18 protein-coding genes are annotated in these 18,074 nt (G+C 42.3%); all 18 read right to left on the bottom strand.

Annotation, left to right across the window (positions count from 1 at the left end):
- Positions 1-196 precede the first annotated feature (196 nt).
- Positions 197-493 (bottom strand): EscU/YscU/HrcU family type III secretion system export apparatus switch protein, encoded by a 297-nt coding sequence (locus A361_RS09630; protein WP_009330774.1) that lies wholly within the window; start codon positions 491-493, stop codon positions 197-199.
- Positions 490-2,349, bottom strand: coding sequence for a hypothetical protein (locus A361_RS09625; RefSeq protein ID WP_019381759.1), 1,860 nt, complete (start codon positions 2,347-2,349; stop codon positions 490-492). The genes A361_RS09630 and A361_RS09625 overlap by 4 nt, the downstream gene beginning before the upstream one ends.
- A gap of 11 nt (positions 2,350-2,360) precedes the next feature.
- Positions 2,361-3,140: a ribonuclease HII gene (locus A361_RS09620; protein WP_009330776.1), complete on the bottom strand. Its 780-nt coding sequence runs from the start codon at positions 3,138-3,140 to the stop codon at positions 2,361-2,363.
- Between the two features lie 86 nt (positions 3,141-3,226).
- Entirely contained in the window at positions 3,227-4,099 is an 873-nt protein-coding gene (gene ylqF / locus A361_RS09615) for a ribosome biogenesis GTPase YlqF (RefSeq protein WP_009330777.1), read from the bottom strand.
- Positions 4,100-4,141: 42 nt separating this feature from the next.
- A complete protein-coding gene (gene lepB, locus A361_RS09610) occupies positions 4,142-4,693 on the bottom strand; it encodes a signal peptidase I (protein WP_009330778.1) in 552 nt (183 codons plus the stop codon).
- Between the two features lie 199 nt (positions 4,694-4,892).
- Entirely contained in the window at positions 4,893-5,237 is a 345-nt protein-coding gene (gene rplS, locus A361_RS09605) for a 50S ribosomal protein L19 (protein ID WP_009330779.1), read from the bottom strand.
- Between the two features lie 137 nt (positions 5,238-5,374).
- Positions 5,375-6,112: a tRNA (guanosine(37)-N1)-methyltransferase TrmD gene (gene trmD, locus A361_RS09600; protein ID WP_026041703.1), complete on the bottom strand. Its 738-nt coding sequence runs from the start codon at positions 6,110-6,112 to the stop codon at positions 5,375-5,377.
- The gene (gene rimM, locus A361_RS09595; protein ID WP_009330781.1) at positions 6,112-6,633 is read right to left on the bottom strand and encodes a ribosome maturation factor RimM; all 522 of its coding nucleotides are present in this window, start codon (positions 6,631-6,633) and stop codon (positions 6,112-6,114) included. The genes trmD and rimM overlap by 1 nt, the downstream gene beginning before the upstream one ends.
- A gap of 12 nt (positions 6,634-6,645) precedes the next feature.
- Complete coding sequence (locus A361_RS09590; protein WP_019381758.1) at positions 6,646-7,032, bottom strand: YlqD family protein; 387 nt, start codon at positions 7,030-7,032, stop codon at positions 6,646-6,648.
- 437 nt (positions 7,033-7,469) lie between these two features.
- Positions 7,470-7,700, bottom strand: coding sequence for a KH domain-containing protein (locus A361_RS09585; RefSeq protein ID WP_009330783.1), 231 nt, complete (start codon positions 7,698-7,700; stop codon positions 7,470-7,472).
- 11 nt (positions 7,701-7,711) lie between these two features.
- Entirely contained in the window at positions 7,712-7,984 is a 273-nt protein-coding gene (gene rpsP, locus A361_RS09580; protein ID WP_009330784.1) for a 30S ribosomal protein S16, read from the bottom strand.
- Between the two features lie 110 nt (positions 7,985-8,094).
- Positions 8,095-9,447 carry a signal recognition particle protein gene (gene ffh / locus A361_RS09575; protein ID WP_009330785.1) on the bottom strand — a complete coding sequence of 451 codons (1,353 nt, stop codon included), beginning with the start codon at positions 9,445-9,447 and terminating at the stop codon, positions 8,095-8,097.
- A 12-nt stretch (positions 9,448-9,459) separates the two neighbouring features.
- On the bottom strand, positions 9,460-9,792 hold the full coding sequence (locus A361_RS09570; protein ID WP_019381756.1) for a putative DNA-binding protein: 333 nt from the start codon (positions 9,790-9,792) through the stop codon (positions 9,460-9,462).
- Positions 9,793-10,058: 266 nt separating this feature from the next.
- Complete coding sequence (locus tag A361_RS09565; RefSeq protein ID WP_019381755.1) at positions 10,059-12,839, bottom strand: VWA domain-containing protein; 2,781 nt, start codon at positions 12,837-12,839, stop codon at positions 10,059-10,061.
- Positions 12,823-14,595 carry a vWA domain-containing protein gene (locus A361_RS09560; protein ID WP_019381754.1) on the bottom strand — a complete coding sequence of 591 codons (1,773 nt, stop codon included), beginning with the start codon at positions 14,593-14,595 and terminating at the stop codon, positions 12,823-12,825. Before A361_RS09560 ends, A361_RS09565 begins: the two co-directional genes overlap by 17 nt.
- Positions 14,596-14,602: 7 nt before the next feature.
- On the bottom strand, positions 14,603-15,469 hold the full coding sequence (locus A361_RS09555; protein ID WP_019381753.1) for a DUF58 domain-containing protein: 867 nt from the start codon (positions 15,467-15,469) through the stop codon (positions 14,603-14,605).
- Positions 15,469-16,473 carry an AAA family ATPase gene (locus A361_RS09550; protein ID WP_019381752.1) on the bottom strand — a complete coding sequence of 335 codons (1,005 nt, stop codon included), beginning with the start codon at positions 16,471-16,473 and terminating at the stop codon, positions 15,469-15,471. The genes A361_RS09555 and A361_RS09550 overlap by 1 nt, the downstream gene beginning before the upstream one ends.
- Positions 16,474-16,478: 5 nt before the next feature.
- Entirely contained in the window at positions 16,479-18,065 is a 1,587-nt protein-coding gene (locus A361_RS09545) for a hypothetical protein (RefSeq protein ID WP_236888014.1), read from the bottom strand.
- Positions 18,066-18,074 lie beyond the last annotated feature (9 nt).

The following is an 18,074-nucleotide window of genomic DNA, read 5'->3' as shown; positions in this document are numbered from 1 at the left end:
TTAAAAATATTAAAAAGTGCAGAAACCCTGTCATAATAGATGTTTTACACTTATTTTATTTTAAAATTATTTTTTTAAAATAAAGAAAAACTGCCTTTTCGACAGTTTTCTTTTTTATTAGACTCAAGTAAAATCCCGGTGTCATCCCTTCGAATTGAATTACTGAGAATAAACCATATTGGTTTACCAGAATAGATTATTCTTCATTTTCCCTCTTCCCGGCTTCCTGATCAGCCCTGTAGATAAAAACAAACACCTCAGCAACAGCCTGATATAGTTCTTCCGGTATACCCTCATTGATGTTAAGCTTGCCAAGAAGCTCTACAAGAGCAGGATCTTCCTGAACCGGAATATCATGTTCCTTAGCCTTCACAAGGATATTTTCAGCAACCAGTCCCTTCCCCTTTGCGGATATCCTTGGTGCTCCCTGATTCACAGGATCATAGGTTAATGCTACCGCTTCTTTCCTTTTTTGATCATGAACTTTTTTCATATCCTTATATCTACTCCGCTAAATTGAATTGATTGCACAATCGATGTCATTGTATCTTTTCCAATAGGTGACTCCCCTGCAGACTCCGGCTTTTGGACTGAAACAGAGGACAGCTTATAATTTAATTTTAATAGATTTTCTTTTAGTTCAGCGGCAAATGGAGCTGTTAAATCCTTTATTTCTTTGTGCTCATTAATAACTGAAATTTTAATAATTCTGTTTTGAACTTGAAGATCGACAATAGTTTCATTCAGATGCTCTAAATTCAAATAAAATATAACCCGGCAATGGCTGGGATCAATTTTCCCCTCTTCCGTTTTGCGGCCGCTCCATTGCATTGTCAAATCGGAGATTTTCCCCCATAAAGAAACAGGAAGCTGAAAAATATAGTGCTGCAATGGGCCGGATTCCTGCGAGAGAGCCTGAAAGCCGGTTAATTTATGCAGAAGCCGTTCAGCTGCATCTTTAGCTATGTGCGAAGTTTCTTCATTTATAAAGCCCATCAGGAGCGGTTTAAGGGTATCCAGCTTTTCGGAAGCTCCTTCATCGGAATGTTTTAATAAATTTATGAAGTCATGTTCATAAGAAAGCCCCAATGTTCTGATTATTCTCTTCAATTCACTATGAATATTCCGCTGGTCATATGTAAGGTTAACCTCTGTTTGCAGGCTATTTTTCAGTTCTTCCATCATTGTCTTTTCCCGCAGATTGAGAGCCGCTGCTGCCAAAGGTTTCTCACCTGCCAGTAATCTCCCCGCCTGAACAGCAGCCTGCTTTATCCCATAAGCATCTGACAATAATTGGTCCAAATCATCATTTAATGTGTGGGAAAGAGCTGATTTGAAAAGGGTGTTAAGCAAATTCTTTTCTGCTGGAAAAGAATTCTTTCCATTTCGAATATCATTGAATAAGATTTCCAGAGTTTGAGATAGTCCACTGCTTTCCGATCTTTGTGCAATAAATCCATTTAGCTTTGCCAAGTTCAATATAAATTCCTGCCTGTTCCCGGAATCGTTTGCTTTCATAATTTCCGTCAGGACATGACTAATCGGTTTATTTGGGATGCTTACCTCCATAAGCTTCTGTAAAGCCGCATCCTCGGCCGTTTCACCCGGCATCAGCCCCAATACTTTCAGGAGCTGGAAAGCAGTGTGTGAACTTGCCTGGTTTTTTGTATTCAGCCATTCAGAAAACAATCTGTATATTGCCTGCTGACCCCATTTTTCTCTTGAAGTCTTTGTCAGATCAACAAGCAGCGAATATATTTGCTGCCCTTTAGTTGATAAACCACCACCCTTTAATTCATCCAGCAATTCCCCCATAAGGGATGAAAGAGAGTCCCCATGCAAGACTGAGGATATCGCTGAAAAAACATCCTTTGAAAAGGGAAGCTGCCTTATAAACAGCTCTTTTACTGTCCGCAGTCCATCTTCAGCTGATCGGCTTTCCTTGATCCATTCAGATGCCATCTTCAGAGTTTCACCTGTAATCGGAACCTGTTCTCTAAGAAAAAATTGAATAAGCATCTTATTTTCTCTGGATAACTGCATTCCCAGCTGTCTTAGAAGGCTTTCAGCCGGAGCTTCCGCACCTGGTCTGTCTGCTGATTCCATTACCTTTAAGCGCAGCATTCCCTCACCTGGCTCAACTTTAAACCAATATCTGATGTTGGCTGATAAAGGGATTTCCAGCTGCGCTATCGCTTTATGTGACCCAATTTGCACCTCTGCCGTCTGGTTTGGAAATAGCTTTACTATCTTTCCGCTGACAATTTGGCCAGGTATAAATGCAGCCGTTTTTACTGCATTGTTCTGGTCATGCCTTATTATTCTTTGGATAATATCAGACGGCTTCATGCCTTCACCTTCTATTCTATTTCACTAATAAGATTTTTTATTGGTGCAAAGCTTTTCCGATGATAAGGAGATATTCCATGCAGTGTGATGGCTTCAAGATGCTCCTTCGTCCCATAGCCCATATTTTTCTCGAATCCATATTGAGGAAACTCTTTACCTATTTCAGCCATCATTCTGTCTCTCGTGACTTTAGCTATGATAGAGGCTGCAGCAATCGAGATGCTTTTGCCATCTCCCTTAATGATAGCTTCCATTGGGTAAGGAGTTAATAGTTTTACGGCATCTGCAAGCAGGAAGTCCGGTTTTGGGCTCAGCCCTTCAATTGCTGAAAGCATTGCTTTTTTTGTCGCTTCAAATATATTGATGCGGTCGATTTCTTCCGGATCAATGATTCCAACGCTGAACGCTGCAGCCTTAGCCTTAATTATCTCAGAAAATTCTTCTCTTTTGCTCTCCGGCACCTTTTTTGAATCATCTAAACCCGGGAGGAAGAAGTCTTCTGGCAAAATAACTGCTGCAGCTACCACTGGTCCTGCAAGCGGGCCCCTGCCTACTTCATCAATTCCGGCAATAAACTGAAAACCCTGGCTCCGGTAACGAACTTCATACTGACTCATTTCTTTATGCTTTTCATATATCTTTTTTTGCTGCAGATTTCGGGAATGCCATCTTTCTAATAGCTGCTGTACTCCTTTTCTTTCATCATGCTTTATGGAATAAAGGAAAGGGTCATCCTCTGACTTAATTGTTTTGATTTTTTCTTCTATTTGACGAATAGTTAATTTTTCCATAGACTTCTCCATTTCAATCTAATGTATGTATCGGCATTTCCGCAAAAAAATAAAGGCCTCCTGTGAACAGAAGGTCTTCATCTAAATTATTCAGCTTCACTCCGAACTCCCATCTCTTCGGGCAATTCCAAAGTGATTGGCCCCAATTTTTCAGAACGGAATTCTCTGATTACCAGCTCTGTTACCTTATCATAATCAATTTCGCCGCCGCCCATCAGGCAGCCGCGCAGCCTGCCGATTTTATCAAATACTTCCACAATATCCTCCGGAATTTCATCAAGCTGATATCTCTCATGCAGGCGATCTGGATACCTGAGGCCGAGAAAGCGCAGAGCATATACTGCAACATCCTGAAGATTTAATATAGTATCTTTTATTGCTCCAGTCAGAGCAAGCTTAAGACCTACTTCCTGATCTTCAAATTTTGGCCATAGAATCCCAGGGGTATCGAGAAGCTCCAGCTCTTTCCCTACCTTTATCCATTGCTGGGCTTTCGTAACGCCGGGGGTATTTCCTGTCCTGGCTATATTCTTTTTGGCCAGGCGATTGATAAGGGTAGACTTTCCAGCGTTTGGAATACCTACTATCATTGCCCGGATTGCTCTAGGCTTAACACCCTTCGCCTTCATTCGATCGAACTTTTCCTGAAGAATACTCTGAGATGCGGAGACGATTTCCTTCATGCCTTGTCCCGCCTGCGAGTTTATCGCAAGAGCTCTTATACCCTTATCTTCAAAATGTTTGATCCACTTTTTTGTCGCTTCTTTATCAGCCATGTCAGCTTTATTCAATAAAACAAGCCGCGGTTTGTGCTGAATAATTTCATCGATCATCGGATTTCGTGATGAATAAGGGATCCTTGCATCAACGAGCTCAAAGATGATATCGACCAGTTTTAATTTTTCTGTAACCTGCCTGCGGGCTTTCGCCATATGGCCGGGAAACCACTGGATCGTCACAGCTGGTCACCTCCATCCAATATGTATTTATTAAAGAAAGAATCAATCAACGATTCGAATGTCCTCTATAGGCCAGTATATTACTCCGGCATCACCCAGTACTTCTTCCATCGGAACAGGGCCAATGTGACGGCTGTCCTTGCTGAAGCGGCGGTTGTCACCCATTACAAATAAGTGGCCTTCAGGCACTGTTTCCTGTCCTATCTTTTCTTTTAAAGTAAACGGCTCTGTCAGCGGCCCATCGATTACCTGCTTTTTATATTCCTCCAGGTAAGGCTCTTCATAAGCTTTCCCATTTACATAAAGAGTATCATCTTTGTATTCAATCTTATCTCCAGGAAGGCCTATTACCCTTTTGATGTAATCTTTGTTTTCAGGTGCATGGAAAACAATGATGTCGAAGCGCTCGGGCTCGCCAATCTTATAACTGAACTTATTAACAATCATTCGATCCTGATCATGCAATGTTGGCATCATGGACAAGCCGTCAACCACAATCGGAGCAAATAAAAAATATCTGATGACTGCTGCTAACAGGACTGCGATTACAAGTGCTTTTGTCCATTCCCATAATTCATTTTTCTTTTTCGCCATTAAATCCCCCACCATTCTTCTAAGCCATTAATTAATCTGCATGGAAAGTGTTGTCTTTTTTATTTTACAAAAATTCTTCTTAATAAACACGATGGGAACCTTATTTATATATTATTTAACATTTATGTAATATTATTTATATTCTGCTGTTTCATGAAAGAAAAAGGAGCTTGATTTAACAAGCTCCTTCTTTTCTTTATTATCGAATTTCTTTGATACGAGCTTTTTTACCGCGAAGGTTACGCAGGTAGTAAAGTTTCGCACGGCGGACTTTACCGCGGCGGATAACTTCAAGCTTCGCAATCTTAGGTGTGTGTACAGGGAATGTACGCTCAACGCCTACACCGTAAGAAATCTTACGAACTGTGAAAGTTTCGCTGATTCCACCACCACGACGCTTAATCACAACACCTTCATATACCTGAACACGCTCACGAGTTCCCTCAACAATACTTACGTGTACACGTACAGTATCACCAGGACGGAAAGACGGAAGGTCAGTACGAAGCTGTTCTTTTGTGATTTCTTCAATTAGTTTTTGCATCGTTTTCAACTCCTCTCAGCAGACGCTCTTGCACAACCTATATGTTTGCAGCGGAACATCTTTATCAGACGAAAACTGAACAAGTTCAGCCTAAGTCACAAAAAGTATCATACCATACTTGGACGGCAACTTCAATGTTATTTATCTTCTTTTTTAATTTCATCCAGCCACTTTTGCTGTTCTTTTGTTAATTCTGCACCCTCAAGAAGATCAGGACGCCTTAAATACGTCCTTCTTAAGGATTCTTTGGCTCGCCACTCGTCGACAAGGCGATGATTCCCTGACATGAGGACATCCGGCACTTTAATGCCCCTGAATTCCGCTGGACGGGTGTAATGAGGGTGTTCAAGAAAACCTGTGCTGAAAGAGTCCTTTATGTGTGATTCTTCGTTGCCCAATACACCTGGCAGCAAACGGACAACACTATCGATTACGACCATGGCTCCAAGCTCTCCTCCAGTCAGGACAAAATCACCAATCGAAATTTCATCGGTTACCACATGTTCACGTATTCTTTCATCATACCCCTCGTAATGTCCGCAAACAAAAATCAGGTGATCCATTTCAGCAAGCTCTTCAGCTTTCTTCTGTGTAAAGCGTTCTCCTTGAGGACACAGGAGAATAACCCTCGGGGACGCCCCGCTTTTACTGCGAAGATCATCTACAGCATCAAATATGGGCTGGGGTTTTAAAACCATTCCCGCCCCTCCGCCATATGGATAATCATCTACGGTTTTGTGCTTATTGTCGGCATATTCCCTAAAGTTGACCACGTTGTAATTCACTGCTTCATTTTCAGCCGCTTTTTTTAGGATGGAATGTCCAAAAACGCCTTCAAACATTTCAGGAAACAGAGTGAGCACATCAATATTCATCATGAAAGCAATCCTTCTATCGCATTAATTTTCACAAGTTTGTCTTTCACATTAACTTCCTTAACAACATCTTCAATATACGGGATCAGTATTTCCTTGCCGCCTTTTGCTTTGATTACCCATACATCATTTGCTCCAGGAGAAAGAATTTCCTTGATTTTACCTACTTCCGCTCCATCAAGCGTTTCAACAGTACACCCTATGATTTCATGGTAGTAAAACTCATCTTCTTCAAGATCGCCTAGCTGATCTTCCGAAATTTTCAGGATGCCGCCCTTCATTTTTTCAATCCCATTAATATTTTCGTATCCTTCAAAGGTAAGCAAATCGAATGTTTTATGGGTACGGTGAGTTTTCACTGTCAGCTCAATTGGATCACCTTTTGTATCAGGCATGAACAAATAAAGTTTATTTCCCGGCTTATACCTTTCCTCTGCAAAGTCTGTTTTGGAAATGACCCTTGCTTCCCCTTTTATGCCATGGGTGTTCACGATTTTTCCTACGTTGAACCATTTCTGCATGTACTATCACCTCTAGCGTATTTCATCAACAATTCCATCTCTTATGATGATGGTTTTCCCTTTTTCTATATCTTCCCAGCGGGCACCCTTTTGAACCTCAATAATCGCCTGGACTTCTTTTTCTTTTAATTCGCTTCCTAATGGTAGCATATGTAATTGTTCTATTTGAAAATCGAGCAGCTGGACTTTTTCCTGCCTCATTTGAATTTCCTTTTCAAAATGCTTTTTTAGACTGGCCGGATGCAGTTTTTTGGTTTTTTCCTGTTTTTTCAGTTCAAACCTCAGCTGATCACTTTCTTTCTGCAGCTGCTTTTTTTTGGCCATATAGCCTTCCAGCAGTTCTTTCTTGCTGTTCTCTGTCAGCACCTGCTTAACTGTAACCGATTGAATGATGTTCACGTACAGCGCCTCCCAAATTGATCCGATTAAAAAACGGCTTTACTGACTGCTGTCAAATTCTTAGTTGGCGATGTTTATATTTTAACTTTTCTCGTGTAATGCTGTGTTACTTTATATATTCTGCCCGCTGATTTCAGAACGGGTCACTTGCTTTCCGCGGGGAGAGATGAGAGCCTCCTCGGCTTCGCCTGTGAGGTCTTTCACTTTCCTTACTTCCCGCAGGAAATTTGATAAGCTTCCTCGAAATTACACCGCACAAAGGAAATGCGTCAGCATTTTCGAGGATCAAGTGCCCCTCCACTCCAATCAACTCAGCAGATTGAATAATATTTTAAATCAGAGGACAATAAAGTTCAAACAGCAGGATTTTTTAGATTGTAAAAAAAAGAGGGGAAGCCCCTCCTTTTTTTGGTAATACCCTGCTCAATGCAGGATAATTATTCTATGATCTCTAAAAAGATCTTCTTTTGTTCTGATGAACCTGCTGCATAGACAACGGTCCGTATTGCTTTCGCAACGCGCCCTTGCTTCCCAATTACTTTCCCCATGTCATTCTTGTTGACGGAAAGCTGATAGGTTACGCGCTGATCCTCTTCTTGGACATTCACTTGAACATCTTCCGGAAAATCAACTAGGGGCTTAACAATCGTTTCGATAAGCTCTTTCATCTTATAATGAATTACTTACCGTTTTTAGCGTTATGGAATTTCTCCATAATGCCTTGCTTAGAGAAAAGGTTGCGTACTGTATCAGATGGCTTAGCACCTGTCTGAAGCCATTTAAGAGCCAACTCTTCATTGATTTCAACGATCGCTGGTTGAGCAACCGGGTTGTAAGTTCCTACTGTTTCAATGAAACGTCCGTCACGAGGAGAACGAGAATCAGCTACAACAATACGATAGAAAGGGTTTTTGTGAGCACCCATACGCTTTAAACGAATTTTTACTGCCATTTTAAATAAGCACCTCCGAATAGTTTCACACATGATAGTATAATATCAGATTGTTAATTAGTTTGTAAAGGTTTTTTTCTTTACATCTTATGAAAAGCTTTGCTGACAGCTTAAAAAGGGTTAAAAGGAAGCTTAAATCCGCCTTTTTTCTTGCCTTTTTGCTGCATGCCAGCCATTTGCTTCATCATCTTTTTCATGTCTTCAAATTGCTTCAGCAGACGGTTAACTTCAGGCACGGTTCTTCCGCTTCCCTTGGCAATCCGTTTGCGGCGGCTTGCATTGATGATTTCAGGGTGAGTTTTCTCTTCCTTCGTCATCGATTTAATAATCGCTTCAACATGAGTGATTTGCTTCTCGTCGATTTGGATATTATTCAAGCCTTTGATTTTGTTTGCACCAGGCATCATTTTCAGCAGCTCATCGAGCGGTCCCATGCTGCGGACCTGACCAAGCTGATCCAAAAAATCATCGAATGTGAAAGAAGCCGTGCGCATCTTCTGCTCAAGCTCTTTTGCCTTTTCTTCATCCACATTGGCCTGTGCTTTTTCAATTAGGGATAGGACATCTCCCATACCTAATATACGGGACGCCATCCGTTCTGGATGGAACGCTTCAAGCGCATCCAGTTTTTCCCCAAGACCGACGAATTTAATCGGCGTGTTTGTTACGGATCTAATGGATAGAGCGGCACCGCCTCGAGTATCGCCATCCAGCTTCGTCAGGACAACCCCAGTAAGACCCAGCAGATCATTGAAGCTTTGCGCTACATTAACCGCATCTTGACCAGTCATGGCGTCTACAACAAGGAAGATTTCATCTGGATTGGAAAGCTCTTTGATTTGCTTTAGCTCATCCATTAAGGCTTCATCCACATGCAGCCTTCCTGCTGTATCGATCAGAACATAATCATGATGATCCTCTTTTGCCTTTGCGATTGCCTGTTTTGCAATTTCAACAGGACTGACTTGATCACCAAGGGAGAAGACCGGCATATTTAGCTGTTTGCCAAGTGTTTCGAGCTGTTTAATCGCCGCAGGGCGGTAAATATCTGCAGCAACCAGCATCGGATTGCGGTTATACTTTTTGCGGAGCAGGTTTGCAAGCTTTCCGGTTGTAGTCGTTTTACCGGCACCCTGAAGACCGACCATCATAATGACTGTCGGGGGACGATTGGAGACAGCAATTTTGCTTTGCTCTCCGCCCATCAGTTCCGTTAATTCTTCTTTAACAACCTTAATGACTTGCTGTCCTGGCGTCAGGCTCTTTAATACTTCCTGTCCGACAGCACGTTCGCTGACTTTTTTGACAAACTCTTTGACGACTTTGAAGTTTACGTCCGCTTCCAAAAGGGCGAGACGGACTTCACGCATCATTTCTTTTACATCCGCTTCATTGATTTTGCCTTTTCCGCGGATCTTCTGAATTGTATTTTGCAGTCGGTCGGCCAATCCTTCAAATGCCATATATGCCGCCTCCTAATCTAATTTCTCAAGCTCTGCCACTGCTTCTTCCAATGCTTCTCGGGAAGGGGAGCCTTTCTGAAGCATCACTTTTATTTCTGCAATCAGCTTGCTGCGCTCTTGAAATTTATGAAATAATAATAGCTTTTCTTCATACTCTTCAAGCATTGCTTCTGTTCTTTTAATGTTGTCATATACCGCTTGCCGGCTAACATCATATTCCTCGGCAATCTCTCCAAGCGAAAAATCATCCAGGTAGTACAGGGACATATAGCTTCTCTGCTTAGGAGTTAACAACGATTGATAGAAATCATATAGGTAGTTCATCCTCGTTGTTTTTTCGAGCATTCCCTATTCCCCCTTGTTAAGTGAAAAGCCTTTACAAAGTAAGTTTACATAGAAGTTCATAGCATGTCAAGAAAATATCTTTACAGGGTTAATTTTTCATTTTATTTTCACTTTATAATTTAGCCCGTTGATTTCAGCACGGGGCACTTGGCTTTCCGCGGGGAGGAATGGGAGCCTCTGAGCAGGAGTCAAGTCCCTCCGCTGCAATCAGTTCAGCGATCTATAATACTTTTCTAAATCCAGCATATGTTATTGAAAAATCCCACTTACTTTTTCCTGTTTTTTGCATCCAGCAGCCTTTTCATGCGTTCTTCTCTTTCTTTCGGCGAGGATTCTGCTGGAGGTTTTGGCCGGTTTGTTTTTTTCTTTTCTTTTGTTTTTTCCGGTGTTTCTTTTACAGTAGTTCCCCCTTGAAGTTTATCAGGCATCTGCACGGAAGGAGATTTTTTTTCCCTGGAAGCTTTAAGGTTTTGAATTTTAATAGGAGCCTCTGGCTTTTCCTTTTTATTTCTGTTTTTCTTCAAAATTCCCGCAGCGATAGCAGTTAAGCCAAAGCGCCTTAAAGCGATTTCTGAAAAAAAGATCAGGAATGCAGCGAGAAGCAGCCATTCGCTGATTGGCTGTTTGGTGCTGGCTGGTTTTTTCAGCGGTCGGAAAGCTTCTTCTCCGCTTTTCAGCTCCTTGCCGCCAGTCATTTTTGAGAGTGTCTCCAAATGCTCTTTATTTGTACCCTTTTGCAAATACTCTTCTGTATAGGGAATAGTAAAACCAGTCTGATGAACCTGTATATTCCCATTTTGATCTGTCTGTTTAATATTTAAAAAATACATTCCTGCACTTTCAGGCATTGCCGCCTCATATTTACCTGGAGCAGTAAGCCTAATATTGGCTTCTATCTGATCGCCCGTTTCCGATACGATGGATGCCTCAATTGGCAAAGATCTGCTTGCCGCAGACTCCAGGCTGAGCACTGTATTGCCATCCTTATTCTCAACAGCAACCCTGTATGGTTCACTTTCATATTGCGGCAGGGTTTTGGTGACAAGCTGATTAATAAATGATGGCCACTTTTCCCATCTGGCCCAATCTCCTGACCATTTGCCCGAGGAGTCGGATGTAAAGGCAGCTGCCCGCCCCATTCCGTATTGCCATTCAGCAAGTACAGGATCCTCTTTTTCGCTTAACAGCGGCACCTGTGCTCGCGGCTTGGCCGTAGCAGCTATATAGGCATTCATTTCCGGAACACCTTTTTCAAAGAGTGAGGACCAGTCCGGGTAGGGCTGAACACTTGGAAAGAATGGATTGTCTTCGATATAGGTTCTCGTAGCCATTACGGTTTCACGTGATAAAATGCTCGGAATGACGGAAGAGTCTGTAACATCATAAAAACGCCCTAATCCCATTCCCGCAAGATCTTCAAGAAGCCCTCTATCAGCATCCTGACCAAGTGCAACAGTTGATAGAGTGATATTTTTCTCTTTCCCGCCTTCGATTAAAAGCTCATAGTCTCCATTTGTGGCAGATTGGCCATCTGTCAGCAAAATAATATGCTTTCTCTGAAGCTGCAATTCTTCAAGCTCACTGTAGGCTTGTTCCAGAGAAGTAAAGATTTCTGTCCCCCCGCCTGGAGTTATAGATCTGATTTTTTCAATTGCCTTCTTTTTATCTTTGAGAGGCTCGGTTTCAAGGATTTCCCATGGCCGGTCATCAAATGCAATGAATCCGAGTGTATCTTCTTCACGCAGCAGTTCCACTGATCGGACAGCCGCTTCTTTTGCCAATTCAATTTTATTCCCGGCCATGCTTCCAGAGCGGTCCATAACTAATACCAGGCCTAAGGAAGGCATTTCTTTCTTGCCCTTGATATCCATATCCACCGGCAGCAATTTCTCAATCGGAGTTTTAAAATAGCCCCCCAGCCCGAAGCTTTCTTCACCGCCGAACATAATAAAACCAGTGCCGAATTCCTTAACTGCCTTCTCCATCAGCGTCATTTGATGCTCTGAGATAACTGTTGCAGGAACATTATTAAAAATAATCGACTGATATTGCAAATACCCTGAGAGAACGGTTGGAAGCTTCTCTGGGAGAACCGTGTCTGTCTCGAGGCCTGAACCTTTTAACAGATTCGCAATATCACCCGCGTCCTTCCCTTGTACGATCAGGACCTTAGGAGTTCCCTTAACATTAACAACCGAATGCAGTGTATTGTTTTCAGAGAAGGTGTCCTGGTCAGCAGCTATCTCTGCTTTATATACCGTTAATCCTGCAGTATCTGCCTTGTGAGTAAAGGTATATACATTTTTCCCTTCATTCACTTGAACGCTTTCCTTTAAAACCTCTTTATGATTTACAGATAATCTGATATCAGCTTCTTTGGCAATATTGCTGGTAACTTCTATTGTAATCGGAGCCTCTTCTCCTAAATAAAGTGATGGAGGCATCTTTAATTCTGAAATTGATACATCGTCACCTGCTGCTGTTCTTAATGGCACATGGTCAATCTCGATATTTCGATTCTTTAAAACCGAGGCAGCCTCCAGGCTTTTGCCTGCCGTTTCATTTCCGTCCGTCATCAAGACAATTCTGCCAGAAGAATCCCTCGGAATGAGTGAAGCGGCAAATTGCAGGCCTGCTTCCAGATTCGATTGAGAATCATCTGCTTTCCCGTTAAATTCGGTAATAGCTTCACGGTTCCTGCCCAAATTCTGTTCAAGCACTACATTTTTGCCAAAAGCCGCCACCGCAAATTGATCCTCACTTTTCCTTTTGCTGGCACTGTTTTCTATCCAGGCAAGTGCTTCATCATTTGAACCGATGCTTGCAGAGCGGTCTGCAAGATATACGACGGTCTGCCCCTTAACCGGAAGGAGGACCTGCGGGACGGTTAGTGCAAAAATTAACAATGAGAAAATGACCAGTCTTAGACTGGCAATCCAAAATTTTTCGTTGCCTTTTCCTCTGTGATTTCGAATAAACAAAAAAACCATAATGACAGCAGGAATCAGGAACAGAAACAGGAAGGGATATTTAACCTCGATGCCCACGGCGATATACCTCCCATTCGATAGCAATCAGTATAAAAGCAATTAAAGCCAGCCAGAACCAGAGGCTTTCGTTGGGCCTTTGGATCATGCTGTTTTTTTCAGATGATTTGTCATTCACTGTAAAAGATTCTGCTATTTCTGCATTTTTCTCCCTTTCATCCAGAAGGACAGAAAAATAATAAATTTGATTTCCTGATACCGCCTGGTAAGTTCCGGGAATCACAGGAGCTTTAAAGTTTTCTTTGTTTAGATCAAGGGAGTAGAGATTTTCGTCTTTATTATTGAAAATCTCCCATCTTCCATTTCCTTTGCCAATATTTATCCATCTCTCTTCTCCGGCGCTGAAATATCCAAGGAAATCTGATTGCTGGGATAACCACTGGTAAGAGTTATACAAAAAGATCGGAAAACCTGGCAGGAGCGGCCAATCTGTGTCGGATAGATCGAAATTGACAATAATAATTGGCTGTCCATTCTGCATTCCCCTCTGTATTAAAGGAATGTCTCCACTTTTCAAAACAGTCTCCCATTCTCCTTTCAATGCAGCGGAAGCGGAACTGATATACACACGCCCAAAGTCTGCATATTCAAATAAAGGATCCTCATCCCCCGAAATTGCCTCTTTTAGTTTTGTTTTTTCCTTGCCTGTGTTAAAAAAGATCATTGGCAGCTCTGGAAGTTCCGATAATGTGCTTCCTTCTGCTACAACCACACCCTTCATTTCAAAACCTTTGAGAGCAGCTGGATCCGTCTGCAGCAATTCGGCTCCTATGGTTTGAAAGCCCTTCACCGCAAACGGATTTACATCCCCCATTGTGTATACCTTTGGTTTTGGGTCTGTGTAAATAGAGGCTGCGAAATTATCTGCTCTGTAGCCGTCATTAATGGAAACGGATGCCTCATAATAAGGTTTTTCAGGCAGGTTTTTAATTTGGACGGTTGTTTGTTCATTTGCTTTCAATGATAAATTTTGTTCAAACAAGACTTCATCCTCAAATTGGACGGTAAAACCTGTTTCTATATTTTCGGAAGACTGGTTTTCTATCACCGCAATGGCTGAGATACCATCACCAGCTGCAGCTGTACCAAACGATTGCAGCGAGACGTTCCTTGCATCCTCTCCGATATTATGTGCAACAGTGTATAGGCCAGCCAGTTCCTCCATTAAATCATTCTTTACAGCCGAATCTGAAAAAATATGAAGAGCTGTGTCTTTTCCAGAAGATAAGGAACCTGCCAAAAGAATGGCTTTATCCATATTTTCATGTTCATAAGTAAGTTTCAGCCCATCAATGGTTCTGCGAATGGCATTTGGATCATCTTCACGGCTTAATAGGATCTCATTTTTCTCTCCTGCTTTAATCAGGGTTACCTGATGGCCATTAAGTTTGCCGGCAAGGTCAAGCATTTCCTCTTTTGCCATCTCAAAACGGCTCTTTCCTCCGTGTTCAGCCGACATAGAGGCGGATGGGTCTATAATGATGATTAAATGTTCTCCTTTTAAAGAATCTTCAAGCCAAAATGGGCGCACAAGGGCCAGCATCAATAAGATCAGAGCCAATAATTGCAGCCAAAATAATAGATTCTGCTGAAGATTTTTCAGCCAAGGGGAAGCCCGCCATTCGTTCAGCACCTGCTCCCAGAGCAGATTGGATGAAACGGTCTTTTCAGTGTACTGCTTCCGAAAGAAATAAAATAAGATAACTGCCCCTATGAAAATGGCTAATACAAAATAGATAGGATTTAAGAATTGCATTGTGTCCTCACCTGACCAGCCCCTTCGCATACAGATCCCTGAAAAGAACGGACTGAAGATCTCTTGTTTCCGGAGCAAAGATATACTGACCGCCATACCGTTTGCATATAATCTCAAGCTGTTCATTATGTTCTTTTAGGCGCTTTTCATATTCAGCTAATATGGAAGGGCTCATGCTGACATTTACAGCAGTCCCAATTTCACTATCAATCAACTTTATATCTCCAGAATATGCAGGAGTAAGCTCTTCATCTGCCTGCACCTGAAATAGCCAGAACTCCTGTTTTAACCCCCTGAGCTTCCTAAAAAGGCTTTCCCAATCCTGAAGGGGCTCAAAGCCATCCGCTATTATTACAGCAAGCTGCTGATGTTTAGAAAGAGTTTCTTTCAGACAGCCCAGAAAGTTTGTGGACTGAGCTGCAGGTTCAATTTTTTGGATTTCCATGAACGTTCGCCTGCTGTAAACAGAGCCTTTCCTTTTGATAGGCTGTACGCCTGCAGAAGAAACTGCTGAAAAGAAAAGCCGATCTTCACTTGAAAGCACCATAAAGCTTAAAGCTGATGCCAGCGCTTTGGCATATTCCCATTTCTGCTGGATTTTTGTCATTGAAGACGTTGCATCCAGGTAAACCGCAATAGAAAGCTCCTGCTCATCCAGGAAGCGTTTAATATAATGTTTTTGTGTTCTGCCATAGACATTCCAATCTATTTGCCGAATATCGTCACCAGGCTGATAGGCCCTGAAATCAGAGAATTCCATGGAAGATCCGAATTTATGGGATTTCCTGGACCCTGAATGATATCCTCTTTTCCTTGTCTTTGCAGCAATCTTTCGTTTTTGAAGCTTTCCAAGAATAGCTTGATGGCTGTTCATCAGCTCTTAGCTCCCCAGGAAGTTTCTTTTAACAAAACTTCAATAATTGAATCCGCTGAAATACCCGCTGCTTCTCCCTCAAAGTTCAAAATAAGACGATGCCGCAAAACCGGATAGGCAACGTTTTTAATGTCCCCTATTGATACATGGAATCGTCCGGAGCACATGGCTCTTGCTTTTGCCATACTTATCAGACTCTGAAGGCCGCGTGGACCGCTCCCATATTGGACGTGCTTTTTCACTGTTTCTGGTGCCCCCTCTGAATCCGGGTGCGTTGCAGTGACCATCCAAACGGCATAATCCAGGATTTCATCTGATAGGAGAATTTCTCTCGAAAGCTCCTGAAGAGCAATGACATCCTTCAATCCGGCAGCTTTATTTAAATGGATTTTTTGCGACCCCGTTGTCCTCCTGGCAATTTCTTTTAATTCTTCTTTAGTCGGATACACAACATTCACCTTGCATAAAAACCGGTCCGTTTGTGCTTCCGGCAAGGGATAAGTCCCTTCCATATCAATCGGGTTTTGAGTTGCGAGTACAAAAAATGGCTTTTCCATCTTTTTGGTTTCGCCCATAATCGTGACCGTTTTTTCTCCCATTGCCTCGAGCAGGGCACTTTGTGTTTTTGGTGTTGCCCTGTTAATTTCATCTGCCAGAATGATGTTGGCGAAAATGGGCCCTTTATGAAAACTGAATGTTTGCCTGCCAGCCTCATCAGGCTGAAGCAGCATGGTTCCAGTTATATCGGAAGGCATAATATCAGGGGTGAATTGAATGCGTGAAAATTTAAGATCAAGTACTTCAGCAATGGTTTTAATGAGCATAGTTTTACCCAGCCCTGGCAAACCTTCAAGCAAAACATGCCCTCCTGAGAATATGCTCCATAGTACATGTTCGACCACTTCTTCCTGGCCGACTATAAATGATTGAATTTCATCTTTTACTCTTGCAATGATATCTGCTGCTTGTGCGAATTTCTGTTCTTTTTCCTGTGTTACCGACATTGCAGTCACTCCTTGTCAGGATCTATACTAGTAAAATAACTTTTAACGATTTCCTCTAAATCAGCTGGAAGCTTGTACCGGTCCGTACTTTGCCTGTATGCCTTTTCATAATTCCCAAAAACTTCACTGTATGGTCTGATATTCCCTTTTAAGACAGGACCTTCCCCTTCAAACTGTTGTCCTGGTTTCCCCTGTCCAAGGCTGCCGTTGTCATTTTCAATATTCGTCTTCCCTTCCATGCCAGATGGGATGGTGAGCAGCTCCCTAGACCCCTGTCCGAGCCCGGCACCTCCTCCAAGACCGCTGCCTGAACCATTCCCTGAGCCAGCCCCGGTACCAGATCCCGAACCATTTCCTGAGCCGGTTCCATTTCCTGAGCCGCTGCCTGAACCCGCTCCGCTGCCATTGCTGCTGTTTGAGCTATTGCCAGCTTGATTTTGATTATTTTGCTGATTTGAATTATTCTGCTGCCCCTGCTGAGGCGTATTGGAGGCGTTTCCTGAACTGCCAGGCTGGCCAGGCGGCGAAAACGCTAGCTGTCCCGAGGGCATTCCATTCGCAGCCATCTGCTGCTGTAAAGAAACCCCTGAACTCTGCAGAGCTTCCTGTGCTGCAGCCAGCTGTTTTAAAAGCTCTTCTGATTGCAATGCCTTTTCGAGCTGATCCAGGAGACTTGTCAGCTCTTCTTCAGACAACTGTGCATCACTTCCAGTAAGCTCTTTCAAGGCATTTCTTTGATATTCATTAAGTTCCTTTCTCTGCTTATCAAGCTTTGAAAACTCTTCCCTAAAGGAAGCCAGATCTTTTTCTTTCAGCATTCGGCTTAATTGTTCTAACCCGCTCTTATCAAGATTATTTTTAATATTATCCAGGGCTATTGATTTTTCTTTTTCTTTAATTGCTTTCAACTCAAAGCTTTTTGTTTGTTTCTCTAATTCCTTCAAAGCTTCCTCAGCTGACTTTTTTTCTGCAATCTTGTCTTTTGCTTCTTCTAATGCTTTTTTCACTTCAGGATTCTTTTCTTTCTCAGCTTTTTTCTCAAGTTTCTCTTTAGCTTCTTCAATTATCTTGATTTCTTTTTCCTGTTTTAGCGCCAATTCCATTTTCTCGCCGGGAATCATGTACAAAAGAACTGCCAGACCTAGGAAAGACAAAAACATTAGAAAAGGTTTAGGAAGAATGAAAGTTTTCTTCCTGCCTAAAACCTGATGATGCACCTTTTTCATATGCTTTACTGCATCTGCCAGCTGCAATCTTGCAAGAATGCCATCATCGTGAAGGAAAGAATGGGCTGTAATGACCCTGTCTTCAGCTACAAACGTGTTATACAATGATGCAGTCTGGATCATGTCAGGACGCTTCTTCCAAATTCGAAAAGCTGCATAAATAGCAGACAGAAATAAAATCAGCAGGAGATAGTTTTGGAGAAATGGGATAACAAAAAATCTTGCAGCCATCATAAGAAAAAAGGCCAAGACAGCAGCCGATAAAAGGAACACCTGGAATTCCTTAACGATCAGCTGAAATAGGAGCTGTCTTTTTACCGGTTTTAAAAGTCTAAGATATTGATTGCGGTTTTCCACCGATATCATTCCCTTATT

The sequence above is a fragment of the Cytobacillus oceanisediminis 2691 genome (assembly GCF_000294775.2).
Lineage (GTDB): Bacteria > Bacillota > Bacilli > Bacillales > Cytobacillaceae > Cytobacillus > Cytobacillus pseudoceanisediminis.
Note: the sequence above shows the minus strand (reverse complement) of the source record. Positions and strands in the feature narration are given on the sequence as shown.

Excerpts from the sequence above, each read along its gene's own strand:
- A361_RS09620 (WP_009330776.1), bottom strand. The coding sequence starts at position 3,140 with ATGGAAAAATTAACTATTCGTCAAATAGAAGAAAAAATCAAAACAATT.
- A361_RS09560 (WP_019381754.1), bottom strand. The coding sequence starts at position 14,595 with ATGCAATTCTTAAATCCTATCTATTTTGTATTAGCCATTTTCATAGGG.
- A361_RS09545 (WP_236888014.1), bottom strand. The coding sequence starts at position 18,065 with ATGATATCGGTGGAAAACCGCAATCAATATCTTAGACTTTTAAAACCG.
- A361_RS09550 (WP_019381752.1), bottom strand. The coding sequence starts at position 16,473 with ATGTCGGTAACACAGGAAAAAGAACAGAAATTCGCACAAGCAGCAGAT.
- lepB (WP_009330778.1), bottom strand. The coding sequence starts at position 4,693 with ATGGCGAAAAAGAAAAATGAATTATGGGAATGGACAAAAGCACTTGTA.
- trmD (WP_026041703.1), bottom strand. The coding sequence starts at position 6,112 with ATGAATATTGATGTGCTCACTCTGTTTCCTGAAATGTTTGAAGGCGTT.
- A361_RS09555 (WP_019381753.1), bottom strand. The coding sequence starts at position 15,469 with ATGAACAGCCATCAAGCTATTCTTGGAAAGCTTCAAAAACGAAAGATT.
- A361_RS09585 (WP_009330783.1), bottom strand. The coding sequence starts at position 7,700 with ATGAAAGAGCTTATCGAAACGATTGTTAAGCCCCTAGTTGATTTTCCG.
- A361_RS09570 (WP_019381756.1), bottom strand. The coding sequence starts at position 9,792 with ATGCTCGAAAAAACAACGAGGATGAACTACCTATATGATTTCTATCAA.
- A361_RS09625 (WP_019381759.1), bottom strand. The coding sequence starts at position 2,349 with ATGAAGCCGTCTGATATTATCCAAAGAATAATAAGGCATGACCAGAAC.
- A361_RS09630 (WP_009330774.1), bottom strand. The coding sequence starts at position 493 with ATGAAAAAAGTTCATGATCAAAAAAGGAAAGAAGCGGTAGCATTAACC.
- rplS (WP_009330779.1), bottom strand. The coding sequence starts at position 5,237 with ATGCAAAAACTAATTGAAGAAATCACAAAAGAACAGCTTCGTACTGAC.
- rimM (WP_009330781.1), bottom strand. The coding sequence starts at position 6,633 with ATGCAGAAATGGTTCAACGTAGGAAAAATCGTGAACACCCATGGCATA.
- rpsP (WP_009330784.1), bottom strand. The coding sequence starts at position 7,984 with ATGGCAGTAAAAATTCGTTTAAAGCGTATGGGTGCTCACAAAAACCCT.
- ffh (WP_009330785.1), bottom strand. The coding sequence starts at position 9,447 with ATGGCATTTGAAGGATTGGCCGACCGACTGCAAAATACAATTCAGAAG.